The sequence below is a fragment of the Microbacterium sp. 4NA327F11 genome (assembly GCF_005503465.1).
Lineage (GTDB): Bacteria > Actinomycetota > Actinomycetes > Actinomycetales > Microbacteriaceae > Microbacterium > Microbacterium ginsengisoli.
This window is the reverse complement of the sequence record NZ_SCOB01000001.1, coordinates 133176-154588: the sequence shown is the minus strand read 5'-3', so window position 1 is coordinate 154588 and position 21413 is coordinate 133176. Positions and strand designations below refer to the sequence as shown.

Here is a 21413-nt window from a genome sequence, read left to right as displayed (position 1 = left end):
TCGCCCCCAGTCTAGGCGCGCGGGGCGCTCACTCGCAGGCGATCCCGTCGCCGTCGCGGTCGAGCTTCGCGGCGTACCCGGGCTGACCGCGGTACAGCGGCGCTTTGCCGGCCGCGCGCACCTCGGAGCAGTTCTTGTAGGTGACGTCCGGTTGCGCGGGCGCGGGTGCGGGCTGTGCGGGTGCGGGTGCGGGCTTGGCGGGAGCCGGAGCCGGAGCGGGTCGTGCCGGTGCCGGCTGCGCGACGACCGCCGCCGCCTGGAACGACGATGCCGGGGTCGGCTGCGCGGGGCACGAGGCGAGCACCGACGTCATCGCGGCCTTCTCCGCCGGCGTCACCCAGAGCCCGTAGGCGTTCTTGACGGCGATCTGCCGCGCGACGAACGTGCAGCGGTAGCCGGCGAGCGGCGGGAGCCAGCCCGCGGCATCCAGGTTGCTCTTCGCTTCGTTGAGGGCGCCCTCGACCGCCTGCAGGTTGAGAGGGTCGTTCGCGAGACTGCGACGCTGGTCGGCCGTGAGCGTCTGCGCGCCCGTGGTCCAGGCGTCGGCGAGCGACACCACGTGATCGATCTGCACGAGGGGCGATGTCTTCTCGCCGCGGGTGAACGTCACCACCGCACCGGAGTAGGCCGACGTGAGTGTTCCCGCGGTCACCGTGCAGGAGCCCGGTCGTGTGATGCCGGTCAGATCCCGCGCGAGGATGTCGTTGCGCGTGTCGCACCCGTTCTTGTCGACGTCGGCCCACGCCGGCCCAAAGGCGTCCCGGGAATAGCCGCTGAGCGAGGTCGCCGCCTGCACCGGCAGCGTGGCGAGCACGTCGAGCGCCGATCCCGACGACGCGGTCGAGACGACCACGCTGGCACCGCCGGCCGTGGCGAGGCCCGCCGCCTCGACCGCCTCGTCCGACAGTGCTGTCGGCGTCGGTGTCGGGGCAGCCGGTGTCTGTGAGGCAGTCGTTGCCGGAGCGGATGCTGCTGCCTGCTGCGTCGACGGCCTGTCGAGCCGGCTGCCGGCCGCTGCCGCGGCGCCGACGAAGAGCACCAATCCCATGCCGAATGCGAGGGCGGCCAGCCCCCGTGTCGAGAGGCCGACGACCCTGATGCCGCCTCGCACGAAGGCGACGATCGCGACGACGATCGTGGCCGGCGCCACGACGAGCGCGATGATGATTCCGACCGCCGGCGGTGTGACGGCGGCGACAACGATGAGCGCGACGGTGGCTGCGAGCAGCACGATCCAGCGCTTCCTCCCCACGTTCCCCATGAGCGTCAGCATTTCTCAGTTACACAGCTCTGTCAAAGCTCACACATCGCCGACGCTCATACTTTGCGCCGGAGCATCCGAGGGTCGAACTCGACGAGCAGACCCGTGTGCGGGATCCAGGTTCCACATGGGAGATTCCCGTCCCATCGTCGAATCGATTCGAAGAACGCTCGGACGTGCCCAATAATGGGGGCCATGAGCGTCTCCCCCCGCCGTTTCCCCGACGACTTCCTCTTCGGTGCCGCGACCGCCGCATTCCAGATCGAGGGAGCCGCGCACGTCGACGGGCGCCGCGACTCGATCTGGGACGCGTTCTGCCGCGTGCCCGGCGCGGTCATCGCGGGCGACGACGGCGAGACCGCCTGCGACCACTACCACCGCTACCCGCAGGACGTCGCGCTCATGAAGCGCCTGGGGCTGCAGACCTACCGGTTCTCGGTGTCGTGGTCACGGGTGCGACCCGACGGCGGCGCGCTCAACCCGGCGGGCATCGACTTCTACTCGCGGCTCGTCGACGAACTGCTCGGCGCCGACATCCTGCCGTGGCTCACGCTCTATCACTGGGATCTCCCGCAGGCGCTGCAGGAGCGAGGCGGTTGGACGGTGCGTGACACCGCCGAGCGCTTCACCGAGTACGCCCTCGACGTGCACGACGCCCTCGGCGACCGGGTGAACGTCTGGACGACGCTCAACGAGCCGTGGTGCTCGTCCTTCCTCAGCTACACCGCGGGCATCCATGCTCCCGGCCACTATTCGCGACGCGAGGGGCTGCTCGCGGCCCATCACCTGCTGCTCGGCCACGGCCAGACGGTGCAGCAGCTGCGCGCCCGCGACGCCGACCTGTCGCTCGGTATCACCCTCAACCTCACCGGCGCTCAGCCCGCCGATCCGTCCGACCCGCGCGACCTCGATGCCGCCCGCCGCATCGACGGCCAGTTCAACCGCTGGTTCCTCGACCCGGTGTTCCTCGGGGCGTACCCCGCGGACGTCGTCGACGACATCCGCGCCGTCGACCCCGAGGCGGTCGATGCGCTCGAGGCGGCCGTGCAGCCGGGCGACCTCGCCGTCATCTCGACGCCGATCGACGCACTCGGCGTGAACTACTACCACAACGAGTTCGTCGGTGGACGCGTGCCCGAGCAGGCGCCGCCCGCCGATCAGGCTCCCACCGAGCGTGAGGGCGCCTCGCCCTTCCCCGCCGCCGACGACGTGCACTGGTTCGAGCGGGGCCTGCCGCGCACGGGCATGGGATGGGAGGTGCAGCCCGAGGGGCTCACCGACCTGCTCGTGCGGGTCGCGACCCAGTACGCGGATGCCGCGGGCACCCGCCTCTTCGTCACCGAGAACGGCGCCGCCTACGACGACGAGCTCGTCGTCGATGACGGCGAGCGACGAGTGCACGACGTCGACCGGGTGGCGTTCCTGGAGGGGCATGTCGCCGCGATCCACGCCGCGATCGAGCGGGGTGTGGACGTCGGCGGCTACTTCTACTGGTCGCTGCTCGACAACTTCGAGTGGGCCTGGGGTTACGAGAAGCGCTTCGGCATCGTGCGGGTCGACTACGACACCCAGGAGCGCACGCCGAAGGACTCCGCGCTCGCGTACGCGCGCATCATCGCCGACCGGGCGGTGTGATCGCGCCTCCCTGACCCGCCCGCGCGCCTCACGCGAGGTGCGCGACCAGTTCGTTGTTCCACGGGTCGGCGAAGGTGACGGTGCGGCCGTCGTTCGCGGTGGCGATGCCGTGGTGCGAGAGGCGCTCGCCGAGCTCGCCGATCGCGTCGCCGTCGGGCAGCGCGAGCTCGACCCGGCCGAGGCCGAGGGCGGGCATACGGGGTCCGGCGCCGCGCGAGTTCCACACGTTCATCGCCATGTGATGGTGGTAGCCGCCGGCCGACACGAACAGCGCCTGGTTGCCCATGCTCGCGGTGGCGTCGAAGCCCAGGGTGTCGACGTAGAACGCGCGGGCGGTCGCGACATCCCCGACCGACAGGTGCACGTGACCGACGGATGCCGCGTCCCCCGCCGTCGAACCCGCGGCGGCCTGCTCGGTGAGGTGTTCCGACAGGAACGCGTTCGGGTCGAGGTAGAGCGTCGCCATCTCGACCTGGCCGTGGGTCCACGACCAGGCGGTGCGCGCGCGGTCCCAGTAGAGCTCGATGCCGTTGCCCTCGGGGTCGGTGAAGTAGAACGCCTGGCTGACGAGGTGGTCGGCGCTGCCGGTGAAGGTCTGCGGGGCGTGGCGGGCGACGCTGTAGAGCGCGGCGGCGAGGGCTGCGCGACTCTCGAACAGAATCGCGGTGTGGAACAGTCCCGCCGATCCGGCGGGGGCGTGCCGCAGGCGCCGGTCGCGACGCAGGATCACGATGGGCCGGCCGGCGCGTCCGAGGGTGACGGTGTCGCCCTCGGCGGTGAGCACCTCGAGGGTGACGACGTCCCGGTAGTAACGCGTCATCGCGTCGAGGTCGCCGACGAGCAGGGTCACGGCGCCCATCGCGGTGTCGGCGGCGAGTTTTTCATTCATACGAATACTTAACACCCACCGGGCCGCGTCATTCCCGCGGTCAAGCTCCGAGTTTGACCAGAAGCTCGCGGTAGCGTGCGGACGCCCGCTCGACCACCTCGCCGGGCAGCGTCGGCGGCTCACCGGCACCGTCCCAGTGCGCGCTCAGCCAGTCCCGCACGATCTGCTTGTCGAAGCTCGCCATGCGCTCGGCCGGGGTCTCGCCGGTGCGCCAGGCCGCGGCATCCCAATAGCGCGACGAATCGGGGGTCAGCACCTCGTCCGCGAGCGTCATCACGCCGTTCGCGTCGAGGCCGAACTCGAACTTCGTGTCCGCGAGGATCAGTCCGCGCTCCTCCGCCGCTGCGGCCGCGCGGCCGTAGACCTCGAGCGAGAGGGCGCGCAGCGTCTCGGCGTTCTCGACCCCGACGAGCTCGACGGTGCGCTCGAAGGTGATGTTCTCGTCGTGCTCGCCGAGCGGCGCCTTGTACGCGGGCGTGAAGATGGGCTCGGGCAGCCGGTCGCCGTTCGTCAGACCCGCCACGATCGGGATGCCGCACACCGTGCCCGACTGCTGGTACTCCGCCCAGCCCGACCCGGTGAGATAGCCGCGCACGACGCACTCGATCGGCTGCATGTCGAGGGCGGCGACCACCATCGCGCGGTCGGCGACCGCCGCCGGGGGCTCGTCTCCCGTGAGGTGATTCGGGATGCCGCGCCCCCCGTCCCCGCCCGCGAGGCGGTCGAACCACCACAGGCTCAGCTGCGTCAGCACGGCGCCCTTCCCGGGGATGCCCGGCTCGAGCACATGGTCGAAGGCGCTCACCCGATCGCTCGCCACGACGAGGAGGCGGGAGGCCGCGGCATCCGCTGCCGTGTCGTCGGGCACATACAGGTCGCGGACCTTGCCGGAGTACACGTGTCGCCAGCCGGGGAGTGCGGGGGTGCTCGTCACCCGCCCATTATCGCGGGCGCGCCCGTCACGCGTCGGCGATGAGGCGCTTGCCGGTCACCGTCACGTCGACGCGTTCGTATCCGAGCGCATCGTAGAAGCCCAGCACCTGCTCGTTGCCGGCGCGCACCATGAGCTGCACCTTCGGGCAGCCGAGAGCGGTGAGACGGGACTCGGCCTCGGCGACCAGCGCGCGGCCGATGCCCTCGCGACGGTTCCCGGGGCTGGTCGCGAGGTACGACAGCCACCCACGGTGCCCGTCGTAGCCCGCCATCACCGTCCCGACGATCGCATCGTCGTCCGCGGCGACGAGCAGCAGGTCGGGCCACAGCGTGCGTGCACGTTCGATGTCGCGGCGCGGGTCGTTCCAGGGCCGCGTGAGCCCGCGCTCCTCCCACAGTGCGACGACGGCCTCGATGTCGGCGGGCCGCAGGGGTCGGATGTCGCGGGGCATCCCCCGAGGCTAGCGGGGGCTCACTCGGTGAGTTCGTCGACGAACGCGAATGCTTCTCCTACCGCGGCGTCCCAATGCGCGAGTTCGGCGACATCGAGCACCGCCCACTCCCGCATCGGCCGCCCTCGCATCGCCATGCGTGTGCCCCAGCCCTCTGCGGAGATCTCGTCCACGCGGGCCTCGGGGAGTTTGAGGATGAGGCCGCCGTCGAACCCGACGAAGGCGAACACCTTGCCCCGCACGCGCAGACCCTCGGAGCCGAACATGCGCCCGATGTCGACCCCGTCGCGCGCGAGATAGCGCTGGGCGATGGGGTCGAATGCCTCGTGGGCGCGGTCGCGCGCGGCGTGATCGACCATGCGCACATCGTAGGGCGCGGATGTCGGTGCCCCCGAGCACGATCTTTCCGGAGCGGCTTCCGGATGCCGCCGGCGCGGTATATAGTCCACGTGGACTAATCAACTCGGAGTAATCATGTCGGACCACGTCGATCGCCTCAGCCCCATGGGGGTCATGGTGCTCGCTCTGTTGCGCGAAGGCCCGATGCATCCCTACGAGATGATGCGGCTGCTGCGCGAGCGACGCGAAGACCGCCTCCTCACACTCGCGAACGGCACGCTCTACCACGCGGTGGCCAAGCTCGCCGCCGCCGAGCTGATCGTCGAGACCGGTGTCGACCGCGACGGCAACCGCCCCGAGCGCACCACGTACGCCCTCACCCCCGAAGGGGACGAGACGGTCGCAGCCTGGGTGCGTCGCGAGCTTCCCCGCATCGACCGGCCCGCCTCGTTCCGCATCGCGCTCGCCGAGGCCCACAACCTCGACCGCACCGAGACCGTCGTGCTGCTGCGTGAGCGCCGCGCCGCGCTCGAGGCCGAGGCCGACGACATCGCCCGCATGTGCTGCGATGCCGACGCCCGCGGGTCCGAGCCCCAATACCTCGTCGAGATCGTGCGGCAGCAGGCGCTGCTCACCGCCGACCTCGCCTGGATCGACCGACTCCTCGACGACCTGGTCACCCAGGCCTACCCGTGGGGCGTGCACGCGTCCGCGTGAGCCCCGACCCCCCGCATCCTCTTCGCCAGAAAGGCACCCCGTGAGCCAGACCTCCACCGGAGCGACCCGCACCCCCGCGGCCGCCCACCCGCGCAGCCCGTGGCCCGCGCTGTGGGCCCTCATCATCGGCTTCTTCATGATCCTGGTCGACACCACGATCGTCTCCGTCGCCAACCCCGCCATCAAGGCGGCGCTCGATCCCGCGACCTCCAACCTCGACAACGTTGTGTGGGTCACGAGCGCCTACCTGCTCACCTACGCCGTGCCGCTGCTGATCACCGGACGTCTCGGCGACCGATTCGGCCCGAAGAACATCTACCTCATCGGTCTCGCCGTCTTCACGCTCGCCTCGGTCGGCTGCGGACTGTCCACGACCCTTCCGATGCTCATCGCGATGCGCGCCGTTCAGGGCCTCGGCGCGGCCCTGGTCACGCCGCAGACCATGGCCGTCATCACGCGCACCTTCCCGCCGAACCAGCGCGGTGCCGCCATGGGCCTGTGGGGCGCGACGGCCGGTGTGGCCATGCTCGTCGGCCCGCTCGCCGGCGGCCTGCTCGTCGACGGCCTCGGCTGGGAGTGGATCTTCTTCGTCAACCTGCCGGTCGGCATCATCGGCTTCGTCATGGCCGTCATCCTCGTGCCGAAGCTGCCCACCCACCCCCACAAGTTCGACCTCGTCGGGGTCGTGCTGAGCGCCGCCGCGCTGTTCCTCATCGTCTTCGGCCTGCAGGAGGGGGAGAGCTACGACTGGAACGGCTGGATCTGGACGATGATCGCCGGGGGCGTGGCGCTTCTCGTCCTCTTCGTGTGGACCCAGGCGCGCACCAAGAGCGAGCCGCTCGTGCCGCTCGGGCTGTTCCGGGATCGCAACTTCTCCGCCGCCAACCTCGGCATCGCCGCCGTCGGCTTCACCGTGACGAGCATGTCGCTGCCGCTGATGTTCTTCTACCAGCTCGCCCTCGGGCGAACGCCGACCGAGTCCGCGCTGCTGCTCATCCCCATGGCGCTGTTCGCGGGCGGTCTCGCGCCGGTCGCCGGTCGTCTCCTCGACCGCATCGACCCGCGCCTCATGCTCGTTCCCGCCCTGCTCGCGGTCGCCGGATCCCTCGTCTGGTACGCCCTCATCATGAAGCCCGACACCCCGGTGTGGGCATTCCTGCTGCCCTCGGCGCTCATGGGTATCGGCAACGCGGGAATGTGGGGGCCGCTCGCCACCTCGGCGACCCGCAACCTGCCGCCCCGCCAGGCGGGCGCCGGCGCGGGCATCTACAACACCACCCGCACGATCGGCTCGGTCATCGGCTCCGCCGCGGTCGCCGCCTTCATGCAGGGGCGGCTCCAGGACAACCTTCCCGGAGCGGGCTCGCACACGGGCGACTTCACCGCCGGCGCCCTCCCGAGCATGATCGCGGGACCGTTCGCGACGGCGATGGCGCAGACGATGATCCTGCCGATCGTGGTGATCTTCGTCGCGGTGATCGCCGCGCTGTTCCTGCGCAAGGTACCGGCGCCGACCTACGGCGCGGGCGCTCCCGCCGTCGAGCCTGCTGCCTCGGCCGGCGGCCACTGACCCGACACCACGAGGCCCGCACCCCGATCAGAGTGCGGGCCTCGTGGTGTGCAGGGGCGGATGCCGCGGCTCAGTGCTCCACGACGCGCGCGGCGATGTCGGTGCGGTACTGGCCGCCGTCGAGCTCGATGCGGGACAGGGCGTCGTAGGCGCGCTCCCGCGCCTCGCCGAAGGTGGATCCGAGCGCGACCACGTTGAGCACGCGACCCCCGGTGGCGATGAGTCCCTGCTCGGTGTCGGCGGTCGCGGCGTGCGCGACGTGGACGCCGTCGACGGCGTCGGCGGCGTCGAGCCCGCGGAGAGCGCGTCCGGTCTGCGGGGCATCCGGGTAGCCCTCGCTCGCCAGCACGACCGTCACCGCGACCGCGTCGGCGAAGGCGGGCTTCGGCTGGTCCTCGAGCGTGCCGGATGCCGCGGCCAGCAGCAGCCGCGACAGCGGATCGATGAGGCGCGGCAGCACGATCTGGGTCTCGGGGTCGCCGAAGCGTGCATTGAACTCGATGACCTTCACGCCCGCCTCCGTGATGATGAGGCCCGCGTAGAGGAGCCCGATGAACGGGGTGCCCTCGGCGTCGAGCTGACGGATGACGGGCTCGGCGACGTCCCGGGTCACGAGCTCGACGAACTCCTCCTCGCCACCGAAGCGCTCCGACAGCCAGGGGAGGGGCGAGTAGGCGCCCATGCCGCCGGTGTTCGGGCCCTCGTCGCCATCGCGCAGACGCTTGAAGTCCTGGGCGGGGGAGAGCGGCAGCACGTGGTCGCCGTCGCTGAGGAAGAAGAGCGACACCTCGGGTCCGGCGAGGAACTCCTCGACGAGCACCGGCCCCGACGGCAGGTAGTGGGCGGCGTGGGCGAGCGCGGCCTCGCGGTCGCTCGTCACGATCACGCCCTTGCCGGCGGCGAGCCCGTCGGCCTTGACGACGTGGGGGGCCCCCAGGTCGTCAAGCGCCGCGGCGGTCGACGCCAGATCGTGCGCGCGGATCGCCCGCCCGGTCGGCACGCCCGCGGCATCCATGATGCGCTTCGCGAACGCCTTCGAGCCTTCGAGCTGGGCGGCAGCGCGGCTCGGACCGAAGACGGGGATGCCGCGCTCGCGCACCGCGTCGGCGACGCCGGCGACGAGCGGCGCCTCGGGGCCGATCACCACGAGGGCGATGTGGTGCTCGAGTGCGAAGGCGGTGACGGCCGCGGGGTCGACCGGGTCGAGGTCGACGAGGGCGGCGTCGCGCGCGATACCGGCGTTGCCGGGGGCCGCGAAGATGACGTGCTCCTCGTCCTCCGAGCGCAGCGAGAGGATGATGGCGTGCTCGCGCGCGCCTGAGCCGAGGACGAGGATTCTCACCCGGTCAGCCTACCGACGGGCTACCGTCGAGCTGTGCCCCCGAAGATCGACACCGGCGACGGCCGGGCCGCCCTCGCGGCGGTCGCCGCGACCGACGCGCCGGCCCGCGCCGACCTGGCGACGGCGGTGCGCTACCTGCTGCAGCTGCTCCTCGAGAAGGCGCCCGGGCACACGGTCGAGGTGCGGGTGCCGCCGTTCGGGGCCGTGCAGGTCATCGAGGGTCCGCGGCACACGCGCGGCACGCCGCCGAACGTCGTCGAGACCGACGCGCGCACCTGGATCGCCCTCGCGACGGGCCAGCGGTCGTGGGCGGATGCCGCGGCCGCCGGCCTCATCGTCGCGTCGGGCGTGCGCGCCGACATCTCCGATCTGCTGCCGCTGCGCCCCTGAGCCGCGGCGCTCCGCCGCGCGCGGCACCGGAAGGCACGCCGCGCGGAACCCCGCCCGCCGCGCGGCGTGCCGTCTCACCGGCGTCGCGGCACGAGCACAGGCATGCCGGCGGCGTCGGTCAGGCGATCGACCGGCTGCCCGTAGACCTCGCTCACCCGCTCCGGGGTGAGCACGTCGGCGGCGCTCCCGGTCGCGACGACGCGCCCCGCGGCGAGCAGGGTGACCGTGTCCGCATAGGCGAGCGCCGCGTTGAGGTCGTGCAGCACGACGACCACGGCGTCGCCCGCCCGGGCTCGATCCCTCGCGATGCGCAGCACGTCCTCCTGGTGGCGCAGGTCGAGCGCCGCAGTCGGCTCGTCGAGCAGCAGCATGTCCGCGCGTTGCGCGAGCACGCGCGCGAGCCCCACCCGGGCGCGTTCGCCGCCCGAGAGCGAGGTCACGACGCGGTCGGCGAGGTGGGTCACATCGGTGGCGGCGAGTGCCTCGGCGATCACGTCGTCATCCTCGGATGCCGCGGCGCTCCCCTGCCACGGAGCGCGACCCATCGCCACCACCTCCCGGGCGCGGAACGCGAACGACACCGTGTTCTGCTGCAGCAGCACGGCCCGGCGCCGGGCGAGCGCTCGAGACCCGAGGCGGTCGAGCGGAGTGCCGTCGAGCGTGACCGCGCCGGCGGATGGCCCGATGTCGCCGGCGAGCACGCCGAGCAGGGTCGACTTCCCCGCGCCGTTCGGGCCGACGAGGGCGTGGAAGGTGCCGGGGTGCACTGCGAGGTCGACGTCGGCGAGCAGAGGCGTCGCACGCCCGGCGATCTGCACGTGCACGCCCGCGGCGCGCAGCATCCGTTCGGTCATCCCCAGCCCCCCGCCTGCCGACGCGTGCGCACGAGCAGCCAGAGGAAGAACGGCCCTCCGACGAGGGCGGTGAGCATGCCGATCGGCAGGTCCGCGAGAGGCACCGCGGTGCGCGCGATGAGGTCGGCGATCGCGAGCAGCAGGGCGCCGCCCAGTGCGCTGGCAACCGTGAGGCGCAGATGGCCGGGGCCGATGAGCATGCGCATGAGGTGCGGGACGACGAGCCCGACGAAGCCGATGATGCCCGCGAACGACACCGCCGCGCACACCAGCACGGCGACGACCACGATCACGAACAGCCGCAGCGCCTCGACGCGCACCCCGAGATGGCGCGCCGTGCGCTCGCCGAGGGCCAGCAGGTCGAGGCGCCGAGCCACCACGATCGTCGCAACCACACCGGCGATCACGAGCGGGGCGACGAGCGCGATGCTCGACCAGAGCGCGCCGTTCAGGCTGCCGAGCTGCCAGAAGACGATCTGCTCCCGGGTCGACGACGTGCCGAGGAAAGTGAGCAAGGCGAGGCCGGCGCCGCCGATCGCGTTGATCGCGATGCCGGTGAGCAGCAGGGTCACGACTTCTGTGCGCCCACCCGACCGGCTGATGGCGTACACGGCGAGCACGGCGGCGAGTCCGCCGACGAAGGCGAGTGCGGGAGTCGTCCACGTGCCGAGCACGCTGAGCCCGAAGGTGAGGCTGGCCGCGGCGCCGAGGGCTGCGCCGGACGAGACGCCGACCACTCCGGCGTCGGCGAGCGGATTGCCGAAGATGGCCTGCATCGCGACACCCGAGACGGCGAGGGCCGCGCCCACGAGCACGCCGAGCACGATGCGCGGCAGGCGCACGCTCGTGACGACTCCGGCGGCGGGGGAGGGGGCGGCATGTCCGGAGATCGCATGCCAGAGCGCCTCGACCACCTGCAGCGGGCTGAGAGGGTACTGACCCGCCCCGAGCGAAATGACGAGGGTGACCAGGAGCGCGACGGCTAGCACGACGACGGTGGTCGCGAAGCGCCCGCGGCCCGCGCGTGCGGGCGCCGGCAGCACGGTCTCGCCGCTCATGAGGCGGGGGTTGCGCTCGCGCCGGCACCCGGGGCGTCGTCGCCGGGAGTGCGCAGCGCCGCGGCGAGCGCGCGCACCACGTCGGCGGAGTGTGGCCCGAACGCCAGGATCTGCCCGTCGGCCATGTCGACGACCCGGCGGTGCTCTCCGGCGGGCGTCTGCTGCAGGGCCGGCACCCGCTCGAGCAGTCCGTCGATGCCGCCGACTGAGGCGAGCCCGTCGGTCATCATCAGCAGCACGTCGGGCTGCGCGGCGGCGAGAGCCTCCGCGGTCATCGGACGCATCCCCTCCCAGCCGATCTCGCCGGCGACGTCGATGCCGCCGATCGCCTCGATGAGGGAGTCGGCTCCGGAGTCCCGGCCGAAGATGTAGTACACGTTCGCGCTGCCGCGCACGTAGAGGAACAGCACGCGGGGGCGGGCGGATGCGGCATCCGTCGCCGCGACCTCGGCCTGCGCCGCCGCCACGTCCGCCGTCAGCCGTGCCGCGAGGGCGGAGCCCCGGCTCGGCACCCCGAGCGCGCGCGCGATCTCGTCGGTGAGAGCCGCCGTGCCGTCGAGCCTCCGCTCGGATGAGATCACGACGACCGCGATGCCGGCGTCGCGCAGCTGCTGGCGCACCTCCTTCGGGCCGATCGTCGTGTCGGTGAGCACGACCGTCGGCGCGAGGGACAGGATCGCCTCCGCGTTGAGCGTGTGGCCGCCCTGCGTGACGACGGGCAGGTTCTCCGTGCCCGGAAAGGTCGTCGACGAGTCACGGCCGACGACGTGGTCGCCGAGTCCGAGTCCGAAGACGGTGGCGGCGATCGTGCCAGAGATGTCGATAGGCAGGATGCGTTCGATCGAGGCGACGGTGACGCTCCGGTCCTCGGCGTCGACGACGGTCGTGGGCAGCACGGCCGCGGTCTGATCGGCGACCGGGGTGATCGCCCGGTCATCGAGGCAGGCGGTGGTGACGCCGGTGAGGCCGCGCGCGTCGACGACGGCGGCGGCCGATGCCGGGGTGTCGCAGGTCGCCGATGCCGTGCTTCCGGCGCTCGCGCACGCGGTGAGGGTGATCGCGAGGGCCGTGGCAGCGAGCGCGGCCGACACCGAACGGATGCGGTGAGAGAGGCTCATATTTAGGCAAGGCTAACCTAAAATTTGACGATCTCTCAGCGGGACCTCTAGCGTGCAAGGGAGGTTAGGTCACCCTAACTCGTTCCTTCCCATCCCGATCCGCGCCGTGTCCCGGCGCCCGCAGGAGCATGCCGTGAGTTCCCTCGCACCACCCCGTTCTCCCCGTCCCGTCATCGCGTCCGTGACCGCGATGCTGCTCGTGATCATGGGCCTCGTCGTGCCGACGCAGCTCGCCGTCGCGGCCGATTCGCCCACGCTGTCGGCCGGTCTCGTCCCGCGCGCCGGCGGTGCCGTCACCGTGACCGGTTCCGGTTTCAGCTCCGCATCCCCCGGGCTCTACCTGGGCGTTCGAGCGGAGGGCGCATCGAGCGACACCTTCACCGTCTGGCTCGACGTCGCGAACACCGACGGCGACCTTCCCGGCCTGGGTCGCACGGCGCCGATGAACGCCGACGGATCCTTCCACGTGGATGTCACGGTGCCCGCCGCGACCGACGGCACGTCCTATGTGCTGTTCGCCCGCAAGGCTCACGGCATCCCTGACGCGTCGCAGCGGGTCACGCAGTCCTTGACCTACGCGCCGGTGCCCGCGACCCCGTCGCTGACCGTCTCTCAGACCTCCGGTCTCGACCCGCAGGGCCAGACCCTCACGGTCATCGCCAGCGGCTACGACGGTTCCGCCGTCTCCCGCTACGGGGCCGGCAAGGCGGGCTTCTACATCCAGGTCGGCTGGCTCGCGCCCACGTGGCGTCCGTCCGAGGGTGCCCTGTCGTCGGCGCGCTCGAACGCCGCATCGACGTGGGTCGCCGACGCCGCCAACTCGTTCGCCCCCACGAAATGGACGGTCGCCGCCGACGGCACCGTCGGAGCCGAGTGGACCGTCGACGTGACCCAGGCCGCGCTCGACGCCGTCAAGATCGAGGGCGGCAGCCTGGCCGTCTTCACCGTCGGCGCCGGCGGCGTCGTGCAGGCCGCGGCCGAGCGGGCGGTGCCGATCACCTTCGCGCCCGATCGGCGGGCTGCGGCATCCGTCACCTCTGCCACGGCCGATCAGGGCCTCGCCGTGCATGTCGAGGCGACCGGGCTCGGCTCGGTCTCCGGCGCGTACGTCGCACTCATCGAGAAGGGAACCGAGGCGGATGTCACCGCTTCCGACGGCTCCGCAGCGATGACGTGGGCGCGCGGCATCACCGGCGGCGTGCTGAGTACCGACCTGATCGCGCCCGCCGCAAAGCTCGACCCCGCGCTCGACTACGAGGTCATCGTGTGGCAGCAGCACACCCTCCCGTCGGCGGGCACCCTGTACGCCCGCGCCGACCTGACGGTCACCGAGGCTCAGTGGCAGCAGGTCTTCCCCGGCACCCCGACCCCGACGCCCACTCCGACCGACACGCCCACGCCGAACCCGACGTCGTCCCCGACGCCCACACCAACGCCGACGCCGACCACCCCCGCCCCCGAGACCGTCGCCGGCGGATCGCTCTCATGGCCGATCTCGTCGAGCTTCACGCGCTACGTGACCGGTCCGATCGCCCACGGCAGCGTGATCGTGTCGGGAGGCGCGACCCTGAGTGACGGCGTCTACCGCTTCGGTCAGGCCGCAGGCAGCACGTTCGACGGCTCGATGGGAACCGTCTCGTACGTCGGCTCGGTGCGATACGTCGGGCACGGGGGTATCTTGGACGTCACCGTCGCCAACCCGCAGATCCGCCTGACGTCGGCGACCGTGGGCACCCTCGTGGTCACCTCGGGCGGTCGGGAGGTCGTCTTCGCCACCCTCGAGCTCGCGGGCGCCACCCGCACCGAGGCGAGCGGCGCCGTCACCTACGCCGGTGTGGAGGCGACCCTCACCGACGCCGGCCGCACACAGGTGTTCGGCGGGAACGCGACCACGCTCGACCCGCTCACCTTCACCGTCGGCGCGGCGGCGGCGGCGCCCGCGGGCGCGACGGGCACGGTCGCGACCGCGTCGAGTGCGGTCCGCACCACCCGATCGATCCCGGCGACCCCGCCGGCGACGACGGGCATCGAGCTCGACGAGGCGACCCTCGCCGCGCTGCAGTCCGGTGACCGCGTGACCGTCACGGCGAGCGGCTTCCAGTCGGGCGAGACCGGCATCTCGATCGTCGTCTACTCGACGCCGACGCTGCTCGACACCGTGGCGGCGGATGCCTCGGGCACCGCCACCTGGACCGGCACGCTGCCGGCGACCCTCGCCGACGGCGCACACACGCTGACATTCCAGGGGTCGGTGAGCCGCGGCATCCCGTTCACCCTCACCCGCGCCGTCGCGACAGCGCTCGGCACCTGCCAGGCGACCGCCGCGGCGCTCGACTGGGGCGTCAAGGAGTCGTTCCGCACCTACATCGAGGGCATCGCCGCCGGCGGCTGGCAGCTCGAGGGCGTGACCTACGCCTACCCGGTGTTCTCGTGGGCCACGGGAACCGGCGCCGTCGACCCTGAGACGCTGGTCGGCACGGTCACGTTCGGCGGCAGTGTCCGGTTCACAGGTCACGGCGGCGCTCTGGACACGACGCTCGCGAACGCGCGGATCGAGTTCGCCGGAGACGTCGGCTATCTCGTGTTCGACGTGACCGGCACGACCCAGGCCGGTGAGGCCGTGGCGCAGCACGACGTGCGGTTCGCCCAGTTCGCCCTGACCCCGTCGGTGCGGGACGCAGCCGGCATCACCCTCACGGATGCCGCCACCACCCTCACCCCTGCGGGCGCAGCGGCGTTCGGCACGTACTCGGCCGGGGAGCAGCTCGATCCGGTGTCGGCGTCGATCGCCCTGCCGTCCGGGTGCGCGGCCGCGGCGCAGTCCTCGAGCGGGTCGGGCGCAGCCGAGGTCACGGCCGCGGGCGCCGAGCTCACCTCCGATGACACCGCGCTCGTGTGGCCGTGGTTCGTGGGCGGCGGCGTGCTGCTCGCGGCCGCCGTGCTCGCCGCGGTGCTGGTGGTGCGGCGCCGCCGGGCCTGAGCCCCGGTCGGTCGGTCGGTCGGTCCGCCGGCCAGACGGCACGGTGCGCGGCAGGCGGAACCCCGCCCGCCGCGCACCGTGCCGTCTCACCGACATCGCCGCGCGCTGTGCGGTTCCCGCCGCGGAACCCGCGCGGCGACCGCGGTGCGACAATGGAGGCGTGAGCGACACCCCCGACACCTCGGCCCCCGTGCGTCAGCGCGCGACGGTGCGGCGCGCGCCGAAGTTCACGGTCTTCCTCGTGATCGGCGCCGCGGTCGGGCTCGTGGCCGCGATGGTGCTGACCTTCGCGTTCCACGGTGCGGACGAGACGAGCGTGACGGGCGTCACCTACACGCAGCTGCAGGTCTTCGGCTTCCTGCTGCTCGTGTGCGTGGCCGTCGGCGTGCTGCTGGCGCTGCTGGTCGCCGTGGTGCTCGATCGCACCGTCGGCCGCCGGGTCGTCGAGGTCGAGGTCGAGCGCGACCGCATCCGCATCGAGGAGTGACGCGCCCGGTCACGCCAGGTCGGCGATGATCGGGTGCAGCGCCGAGTCGAACGCCACCACGTCGTCGCGCAGCCCGTCGGTCACCGCGATCGTGAGTGAGCCGATCCACCACACGCCGCGCTGAGCCAGCGGCAGCACCTGCACGTTCAGTTCGAACGAGTGGGCGGGGCGGCCCACCTGCCGCTCGTGATCGGCGATCGCGCTGCGGTACGCCCGCGCCGACGCACGCGGGGTGGCGGCGGCATCCGCACGATACGACTCGTGTGCACGCTCGGCGTACGCGAGCGCCGGCCGCGCGTGCGGGGCGATGTGCTGGCGCAGCTCATCGGCTCCCTCGATCGGCAGGGCGACGAGCGTCTCGAATCCGCCGACCAGCGCGAGGGGAACGGGCGACGGATGCGCCTGCGGCTCGACCGTCATGGCCCAGAACGCGCGCCACTGCCGTTCGAGGGTCTGCTGCAGGTCGGCGTCGCGGGCGGGGTCGGCGCGAGGGATGCCGCGCAGCACCGGCAGCTCGTCAGGGGAGCGGAGCCCCAACACCTGCCTCAGATAGAGGGCGAGGAGAACCGGGCGTCCGGCATCCTCACGGACCACCCACTGCGCATCCCCGGCGCTCATGGCGCCAGTGTAGGGCGGAGGTGCGCGCGTCGCGGGTAGGCTGGGCGCGTGGTCGATTCCCCGCGCAATCCGTATTCCGAGGCCGGTGTCGATACGGCGGCGGGTGACCTGGCGGTCGAGCTCATGAAGTCCGCCGTCAAGCGCACGCACGGACCCGAGGTGCTCGGCGGTGTCGGCGGGTTCGCGGGGCTGTTCGACGCCTCGGCGCTCACGGGCTACACGCGCCCGCTGCTCGCCTCCAGCACCGACGGCGTCGGCACGAAGGTCGCGATCGCGCAGGCCATCGACAAGCACGACACCATCGGCCAGGATCTCGTCGGCATGGTCGTCGACGACATCGTCGTGGTCGGTGCGAAGCCGCTGTTCATGACCGACTACATCGCGTGCGGCAAGGTCTTCCCCGAGCGCATCGCCGACATCGTGCGCGGCATCGCGCACGGCTGCGCCGAGACCGGCACGGCCCTCGTCGGCGGCGAGACCGCCGAGCACCCGGGGCTGCTCGGCATCGGCGACTACGACGTGGCGGGCGCGGCGACCGGAGTGGTCGAGGCCGATCGCGTGCTCGGCTACGAGCGCGTGCAGTCCGGCGACGTCGTGCTCGCGCTCGGCTCGAGCGGACTCCACTCGAACGGCTTCTCGCTCGTGCGCCACATCGTCGCGCGTGCGGGCATCCAGTACGGCGACAACGCCGCCGACTTCGGCACGACGTGGGGTGAGGCGCTTCTCGAGCCGACCCGTCTCTACACGACGCCGCTGCTCGGCCTCATCGACGCGTTCGGCGACCGCATCCATGCGCTCAGCCACGTCACCGGCGGCGGCATCGCCGCCAACCTCGCCCGGGTGCTTCCCCGGTCGACCTGGGTCGAGCTCGATCGCTCCACCTGGTCGCCGGCGCCCGTCTTCCGTGTGCTCGCCGAACTCGGCCAGCTCGACCTCGTCGAGACCGAGGGCACCTGGAACCTCGGCATCGGCTTCCTCGCGATCGTCTCGGCCGACAAGGCGGATGCCGCGGCATCCGCTCTCATCGATGCCGGCATCCCCACGTGGCAGGTCGGCGTCGTGCGCGACGGCGCCCTGCCCGACGGCCACTTCGAGCACGGCGCCAAGGGCGTCGACGGCGGCTCGGTCCGTCTCGTCGGCGCCTACGCCGGCGGCCCCGCCACCCACCTCACCCCCGGAGCGAAGTAACACCTCTATGTGCGGCATCGTCGGAATGGTCGGCCAAGGGCTGGTCAATCAGGAGATCTACGACGCCCTGCTGCTGCTGCAGCACCGTGGGCAGGACTCGACGGGCATCGCCACCGCCGAGCGCAGCGGCGTCTTCCACCAGGTGAAGGCGCGCGGGCAGGTGCGCGAGGCGTTCCGCACCCGCGACATGCGGTCGCTGCTGGGCGAGATCGGGCTCGGTCACGTGCGCTATGCGACCAAGGGCACCGCGTCGAGCGAGGAGGAGGCGCAGCCGTTCTATGTGAACGCCCCCTACGGCATCGTGCTCGTGCACAACGGCAACCTCACCAACACGCGCGAGCTGACCGACGAGCTCTTCCACAAGGATCGCCGGCATCTCAACACGAGCTCCGACACCGAGCTGCTCGTGAACGTTCTCGCGGGTGAGCTGCAGCAGGTGATCTCGGGCCTCGAGCTCGACCCCGACCAGATCTTCGAGGCGGTGAGCCGGGTGCACCGCCGCGTCGAGGGCTCGTACGCGACGATCGCGCTCATCGCCGGGTACGGTCTCCTCGCGTTCCGCGACCCGTTCGGCATCCGTCCGCTGATCATCGGCACCCGCCAGGCGGCCAACGGCCGCTACGAGTGGATCGTGGCATCCGAATCGCTCGTGCTCGAGAACGCCGGCTTCGAGGTCGTGCGCGACGTGCTGCCGGGAGAGGCCGTGTTCGTCGATCTCGAGGGCACGCTGCACACGCGGCAGTGCGCCGAGCAGCCGACGCTCTACCCGTGCTCGTTCGAGTACGTCTATCTCGCGCGCCCCGACTCGATCATGAACGGCATCTCGGTCTACGAGACGCGCCTGCGCATGGGTGACCGTCTGGCCGACACGATTGCGAAGTACACGCCGGCCGGCACGATCGACGTGGTCATGCCGATCCCCGACTCGTCGCGTCCCGCGGCGATGCAGGTGGCCCGCAAGCTCGGCATCGAGTACCGCGAGGGCTTCTACAAGAACCGCTACATCGGCCGCACGTTCATCATGCCCGGCCAGGCGGTGCGCAAGAAGAGCGTGCGCCAGAAGCTCAATGCGATGTCGAGCGAGTTCAAGGGCAAGAACGTGCTGCTGGTCGACGACTCGATCGTGCGCGGCACGACGAGCAAGGAGATCATCCAGATGGCGCGCGACGCGGGCGCGAAGAGCGTGACGTTCGCGTCGGCCGCGCCGCCGGTGCGCTACCCGCACGTCTACGGCATCAACATGCCCTCCCGTCACGAGCTCGTCGCCCACGGCCGCACGATCCCCGAGATCGCCAAGGAGCTCGGCGCCGACTACATGGTCTACCAGGAGATCGACGACCTGAAGGCGGCGATCCTCGAGGGCTCCGACGTCGAGGATCTCGACATGAGCTGCTTCGACGGCCGCTACGTCACGGGCACGGTCAGTGAGGAATACCTGGCCTGGGTCGAGGGCACGCAGACGTCCTGAGGGCGGTCGTCGCGAGCGGATGCCGCGTGCCCGCGTCGGCGCCGCGTGGCGGGTGAGAGCGGGTCGGGCTCAGGCCTTCTCGTTGTCGAAGGCGTCTTCCTCTTCGAGCTCGTCCTCGTCGTCGTACTCGTCGGCCCACTTGTCGACGTACTGGTCGCCCTCGTCGCTGGGATGCCCGAGCTCACGCTCCAGCGCGGCGTAGTTCACGCTCGGGCTGTACGACTTGAGCTCACGGGCGATCTTGGTGTGCTTCGCCTTTTGACGGCCACGCCCCATGCGAGACCCCCTCACGATCTGAGAAGCGGGCTTCGAGGGGCCCGACGTATCCACGAGTCCGGCTGAGGAGCCGGGAAGAATAGCACTCAGAATAACACGGCGCATCGCCCCGCCTCCGTGCAGTGTGCGGGGCGATGCGCACGGTGTCGTCATGGTGCCGGACGCCGGGGTGCGGCATCCGAGAACCGCAGCGGCACTCAGCGCCGCAGGGCCCGGGTCAGCTCCCGCGCGGCCTCGTCGAGTGCGCGCTCCACCTCGTCGACCACGGTCGCGGCGAGCTCCCCGCCGCGCGCGACGTGGGTGCGGGCGTCGGCGCGCACCTGGGCGCGGAACTCGTTCACCACGACGTCGAGCCGGCGCACCTGCTCGCGGCTGTCGGCGCGGTCGTCGGGCTCGGTCACGAACGATCGCGGGGTGTGGCTGCGCTGGTCGGCCTTGGCCGCCGCGAGGTCGGCGCGCAGGCTCTTCATCGCGTCGCGCACGCTGCCGCGCACCTCTTCGGCGATGAGGCGCACCGAGTCCGACAGGTGCGCCTCGATGCCGTCGAGGTCGCCCCGGCGGGATGCCACTTCGGCGCGTCCGGCGTCGGTGATCTCGTAGACGGTCTTGCGTCCGTCGACGGTCTTGGTGACGAGCCCCTCCTCCTCCAGCTTCGACAGCCGCGGATAGATGGTTCCGGCGCTTGGCGTGTAGGTACCGCCGGTGCGGTCGGCGAGGGCCTGCATGAGGTCGTAGCCGTGTCGGGGGGACTCGTCGAGCAGGTTCAGCAGGTAGAGGCGCAGGTCGCCGTGGGAGAAGACCGCGGGAGTCATCGGGCACCGTCCTCAGGGGAGAGCGCCGCGTCGGGGGTGTGGCGCAGCAGCGTGACGTCGCCCGAGACCGAGTTGACGCGCACGTCGGCGAACGAGCCGCTGAGCTCGCCGATCGATCCGGTGAAGTTCACGCCCGGGCCGTTGCCGCGATGCACGATGCCGTCGAGCTGCACCTTCCCGCTGACACTGCGCAGCACGTAGTTGACGGCGAGGTCGGGGTCCAGACGCACGGTCGCGTCGCCCGACACCGTGTTGAAGCCGATCTGATGCACCGGGCCGGTCGAGTCGAACAGCAGCGCGCCCGACACGGTGTCGACGTCGGCCTTGGTGATGACGCCCGTCGCGGCGACGTCGCCCGACACGCTGTTGGCGCCGAGTCGACCTTCGAGCCCGCGCACCTGGACGTCGCCCGACACCGCGTTGAGGGTGAGCGATCCGGTGTGGCCGTCGACGATGATGTCGCCCGAGACGGTGTTGAGACGCGCGTCGCGCTGGAGGCCGGCGACGAGAGCGCTCGCGTTGACGACGCCGAGGGTGAGCGCGATGTCGCGGGGGACGGCCACGCTGATCTCGGCCTTGGGGCCGCCCGAGCCGAAGTTGCGGAACACCTCGAGGAAGTTGTCCCACCGCAGCTGGGGGTGGTCGATCTCGACGCGGTCGCCGTCGACCTCGACCCGGAGGTCTTTGACGGTGACGCCGTGCACCTCGATGCGCACGGTCGGCTCGTCGTGGGCGACGATGTCGACCTCGCCGCCCACGAGCCCCACCTTGAGGGCGGTCGCGGATGCGATGTCGATGACCCGGGTCTCGCCCGGGTGGATGAGCCACTTCTCAGGGGTCATGTCGTTCTCCTGGTTCGATAAACGCGATATATCGCGTGCTGTGACGATAACACGATATATCGCGTTTGCGTAAGCGCTGATCGAGAATCGGATGCCGCGGGCTTGACCTTGACGCAGCGTCAATCCCTACGCTCGAACCCGACGCCGACGGACATCCTCGCCGGCGCCGCACCCCGACGAACGG

At 71.5% G+C, this 21413-nt stretch carries 21 protein-coding genes; 8 read left to right on the top strand and 13 right to left on the bottom strand.

Going from position 1 to position 21413, the window contains the following annotated elements:
* Positions 1-28: 28 nt before the first annotated feature.
* The gene (locus FFS51_RS00730) at positions 29-1273 is read right to left on the bottom strand and encodes an excalibur calcium-binding domain-containing protein (protein ID WP_249352612.1); all 1245 of its coding nucleotides are present in this window, start codon (positions 1271-1273) and stop codon (positions 29-31) included.
* Between the two features lie 183 nt (positions 1274-1456).
* Between FFS51_RS00730 and FFS51_RS00725 the strand changes: the two genes are divergently transcribed.
* A complete protein-coding gene (locus tag FFS51_RS00725; protein ID WP_045247558.1) occupies positions 1457-2896 on the top strand; it encodes a GH1 family beta-glucosidase in 1440 nt (479 codons plus the stop codon).
* A 28-nt stretch (positions 2897-2924) separates the two neighbouring features.
* Here the strand turns inward: FFS51_RS00725 and FFS51_RS00720 are convergent, their stop codons facing one another.
* Genes FFS51_RS00720 through FFS51_RS00705 form a run of 4 tightly spaced genes read right to left on the bottom strand, consistent with a single transcriptional unit; the run spans position 2925 to position 5529 of the window.
* A complete protein-coding gene (locus FFS51_RS00720) occupies positions 2925-3785 on the bottom strand; it encodes a VOC family protein (protein ID WP_137877196.1) in 861 nt (286 codons plus the stop codon).
* A 40-nt stretch (positions 3786-3825) separates the two neighbouring features.
* Positions 3826-4719, bottom strand: coding sequence for a phosphoribosylaminoimidazolesuccinocarboxamide synthase (locus FFS51_RS00715; protein WP_137877195.1), 894 nt, complete (start codon positions 4717-4719; stop codon positions 3826-3828).
* 25 nt (positions 4720-4744) lie between these two features.
* A complete protein-coding gene (locus tag FFS51_RS00710; protein WP_137877194.1) occupies positions 4745-5170 on the bottom strand; it encodes a GNAT family acetyltransferase in 426 nt (141 codons plus the stop codon).
* 20 nt (positions 5171-5190) lie between these two features.
* Positions 5191-5529 (bottom strand): hypothetical protein, encoded by a 339-nt coding sequence (locus FFS51_RS00705; protein WP_056206259.1) that lies wholly within the window; start codon positions 5527-5529, stop codon positions 5191-5193.
* Between the two features lie 115 nt (positions 5530-5644).
* On the opposite strand from FFS51_RS00705, the gene FFS51_RS00700 reads away from it, so the two are divergent.
* Positions 5645-6226, top strand: coding sequence for a PadR family transcriptional regulator (locus FFS51_RS00700; RefSeq protein ID WP_171006063.1), 582 nt, complete (start codon positions 5645-5647; stop codon positions 6224-6226).
* Positions 6227-6362: 136 nt separating this feature from the next.
* Complete coding sequence (locus tag FFS51_RS00695) at positions 6363-7796, top strand: DHA2 family efflux MFS transporter permease subunit (protein WP_137877283.1); 1434 nt, start codon at positions 6363-6365, stop codon at positions 7794-7796.
* A gap of 70 nt (positions 7797-7866) precedes the next feature.
* Here the strand turns inward: FFS51_RS00695 and purD are convergent, their stop codons facing one another.
* Positions 7867-9138, bottom strand: a complete 1272-nt coding sequence (gene purD / locus FFS51_RS00690; RefSeq protein ID WP_137877192.1) for a phosphoribosylamine--glycine ligase — start codon at positions 9136-9138, stop codon at positions 7867-7869.
* A gap of 33 nt (positions 9139-9171) precedes the next feature.
* Here purD and FFS51_RS00685 point away from each other — a divergent pair, with 33 nt between their 5' ends.
* Positions 9172-9528, top strand: coding sequence for a sterol carrier family protein (locus tag FFS51_RS00685; RefSeq protein ID WP_045247582.1), 357 nt, complete (start codon positions 9172-9174; stop codon positions 9526-9528).
* A gap of 74 nt (positions 9529-9602) precedes the next feature.
* Here FFS51_RS00685 and FFS51_RS00680 read toward each other — a convergent pair whose 3' ends face one another.
* The 3 genes from FFS51_RS00680 to FFS51_RS00670 are packed head-to-tail and all read right to left on the bottom strand — an operon-like array spanning position 9603 to position 12558.
* Positions 9603-10382: a heme ABC transporter ATP-binding protein gene (locus FFS51_RS00680; protein WP_212742759.1), complete on the bottom strand. Its 780-nt coding sequence runs from the start codon at positions 10380-10382 to the stop codon at positions 9603-9605.
* Positions 10379-11440 carry a FecCD family ABC transporter permease gene (locus FFS51_RS00675; RefSeq protein ID WP_137877191.1) on the bottom strand — a complete coding sequence of 354 codons (1062 nt, stop codon included), beginning with the start codon at positions 11438-11440 and terminating at the stop codon, positions 10379-10381. Before FFS51_RS00675 ends, FFS51_RS00680 begins: the two co-directional genes overlap by 4 nt.
* Positions 11437-12558, bottom strand: a complete 1122-nt coding sequence (locus tag FFS51_RS00670; RefSeq protein ID WP_249352611.1) for a heme/hemin ABC transporter substrate-binding protein — start codon at positions 12556-12558, stop codon at positions 11437-11439. The genes FFS51_RS00675 and FFS51_RS00670 overlap by 4 nt, the downstream gene beginning before the upstream one ends.
* Before the next feature lie 133 nt (positions 12559-12691).
* Here FFS51_RS00670 and FFS51_RS00665 point away from each other — a divergent pair, with 133 nt between their 5' ends.
* Both FFS51_RS00665 and FFS51_RS00660 read left to right on the top strand, forming a co-directional pair.
* Positions 12692-15538, top strand: coding sequence for an HtaA domain-containing protein (locus FFS51_RS00665; protein ID WP_137877190.1), 2847 nt, complete (start codon positions 12692-12694; stop codon positions 15536-15538).
* 160 nt (positions 15539-15698) lie between these two features.
* Entirely contained in the window at positions 15699-16025 is a 327-nt protein-coding gene (locus FFS51_RS00660; protein ID WP_048809093.1) for a hypothetical protein, read from the top strand.
* 9 nt (positions 16026-16034) lie between these two features.
* Here FFS51_RS00660 and FFS51_RS00655 read toward each other — a convergent pair whose 3' ends face one another.
* A complete protein-coding gene (locus tag FFS51_RS00655; protein ID WP_137877189.1) occupies positions 16035-16643 on the bottom strand; it encodes a zinc-binding alcohol dehydrogenase in 609 nt (202 codons plus the stop codon).
* 48 nt (positions 16644-16691) lie between these two features.
* Here FFS51_RS00655 and purM point away from each other — a divergent pair, with 48 nt between their 5' ends.
* Together purM and purF are read left to right on the top strand one after the other, a co-directional pair.
* A complete protein-coding gene (purM, locus tag FFS51_RS00650; RefSeq protein ID WP_045247550.1) occupies positions 16692-17831 on the top strand; it encodes a phosphoribosylformylglycinamidine cyclo-ligase in 1140 nt (379 codons plus the stop codon).
* 7 nt (positions 17832-17838) lie between these two features.
* Complete coding sequence (purF, locus tag FFS51_RS00645) at positions 17839-19299, top strand: amidophosphoribosyltransferase (protein ID WP_045247549.1); 1461 nt, start codon at positions 17839-17841, stop codon at positions 19297-19299.
* 69 nt (positions 19300-19368) lie between these two features.
* Here purF and FFS51_RS00640 read toward each other — a convergent pair whose 3' ends face one another.
* The 3 genes from FFS51_RS00640 to FFS51_RS00630 form a co-directional block, all read right to left on the bottom strand.
* The gene (locus FFS51_RS00640; RefSeq protein ID WP_045247548.1) at positions 19369-19575 is read right to left on the bottom strand and encodes a DUF3073 domain-containing protein; all 207 of its coding nucleotides are present in this window, start codon (positions 19573-19575) and stop codon (positions 19369-19371) included.
* A gap of 197 nt (positions 19576-19772) precedes the next feature.
* On the bottom strand, positions 19773-20387 hold the full coding sequence (locus tag FFS51_RS00635; protein WP_045247547.1) for a PadR family transcriptional regulator: 615 nt from the start codon (positions 20385-20387) through the stop codon (positions 19773-19775).
* Positions 20384-21229, bottom strand: coding sequence for a DUF4097 family beta strand repeat-containing protein (locus FFS51_RS00630; protein WP_045247546.1), 846 nt, complete (start codon positions 21227-21229; stop codon positions 20384-20386). Before FFS51_RS00630 ends, FFS51_RS00635 begins: the two co-directional genes overlap by 4 nt.
* Positions 21230-21413 lie beyond the last annotated feature (184 nt).

Bases quoted from the DNA above. Each gene is read 5' to 3' on its own strand.
- FFS51_RS00720 (WP_137877196.1), bottom strand. From the start codon at position 3,785: ATGAATGAAAAACTCGCCGCCGACACCGCGATGGGCGCCGTGACCCTG.
- FFS51_RS00700 (WP_171006063.1), top strand. From the start codon at position 5,645: ATGTCGGACCACGTCGATCGCCTCAGCCCCATGGGGGTCATGGTGCTC.
- FFS51_RS00640 (WP_045247548.1), bottom strand. From the start codon at position 19,575: ATGGGGCGTGGCCGTCAAAAGGCGAAGCACACCAAGATCGCCCGTGAG.
- FFS51_RS00675 (WP_137877191.1), bottom strand. From the start codon at position 11,440: ATGAGCGGCGAGACCGTGCTGCCGGCGCCCGCACGCGCGGGCCGCGGG.
- purF (WP_045247549.1), top strand. From the start codon at position 17,839: ATGTGCGGCATCGTCGGAATGGTCGGCCAAGGGCTGGTCAATCAGGAG.
- FFS51_RS00630 (WP_045247546.1), bottom strand. From the start codon at position 21,229: ATGACCCCTGAGAAGTGGCTCATCCACCCGGGCGAGACCCGGGTCATC.
- FFS51_RS00695 (WP_137877283.1), top strand. From the start codon at position 6,363: ATGATCCTGGTCGACACCACGATCGTCTCCGTCGCCAACCCCGCCATC.
- FFS51_RS00710 (WP_137877194.1), bottom strand. From the start codon at position 5,170: ATGCCCCGCGACATCCGACCCCTGCGGCCCGCCGACATCGAGGCCGTC.
- FFS51_RS00680 (WP_212742759.1), bottom strand. From the start codon at position 10,382: ATGACCGAACGGATGCTGCGCGCCGCGGGCGTGCACGTGCAGATCGCC.
- FFS51_RS00635 (WP_045247547.1), bottom strand. From the start codon at position 20,387: ATGACTCCCGCGGTCTTCTCCCACGGCGACCTGCGCCTCTACCTGCTG.
- FFS51_RS00705 (WP_056206259.1), bottom strand. From the start codon at position 5,529: ATGGTCGATCACGCCGCGCGCGACCGCGCCCACGAGGCATTCGACCCC.
- FFS51_RS00725 (WP_045247558.1), top strand. From the start codon at position 1,457: ATGAGCGTCTCCCCCCGCCGTTTCCCCGACGACTTCCTCTTCGGTGCC.
- FFS51_RS00655 (WP_137877189.1), bottom strand. From the start codon at position 16,643: ATGAGCGCCGGGGATGCGCAGTGGGTGGTCCGTGAGGATGCCGGACGC.
- FFS51_RS00670 (WP_249352611.1), bottom strand. From the start codon at position 12,558: ATGAGCCTCTCTCACCGCATCCGTTCGGTGTCGGCCGCGCTCGCTGCC.
- FFS51_RS00730 (WP_249352612.1), bottom strand. From the start codon at position 1,273: ATGCTGACGCTCATGGGGAACGTGGGGAGGAAGCGCTGGATCGTGCTG.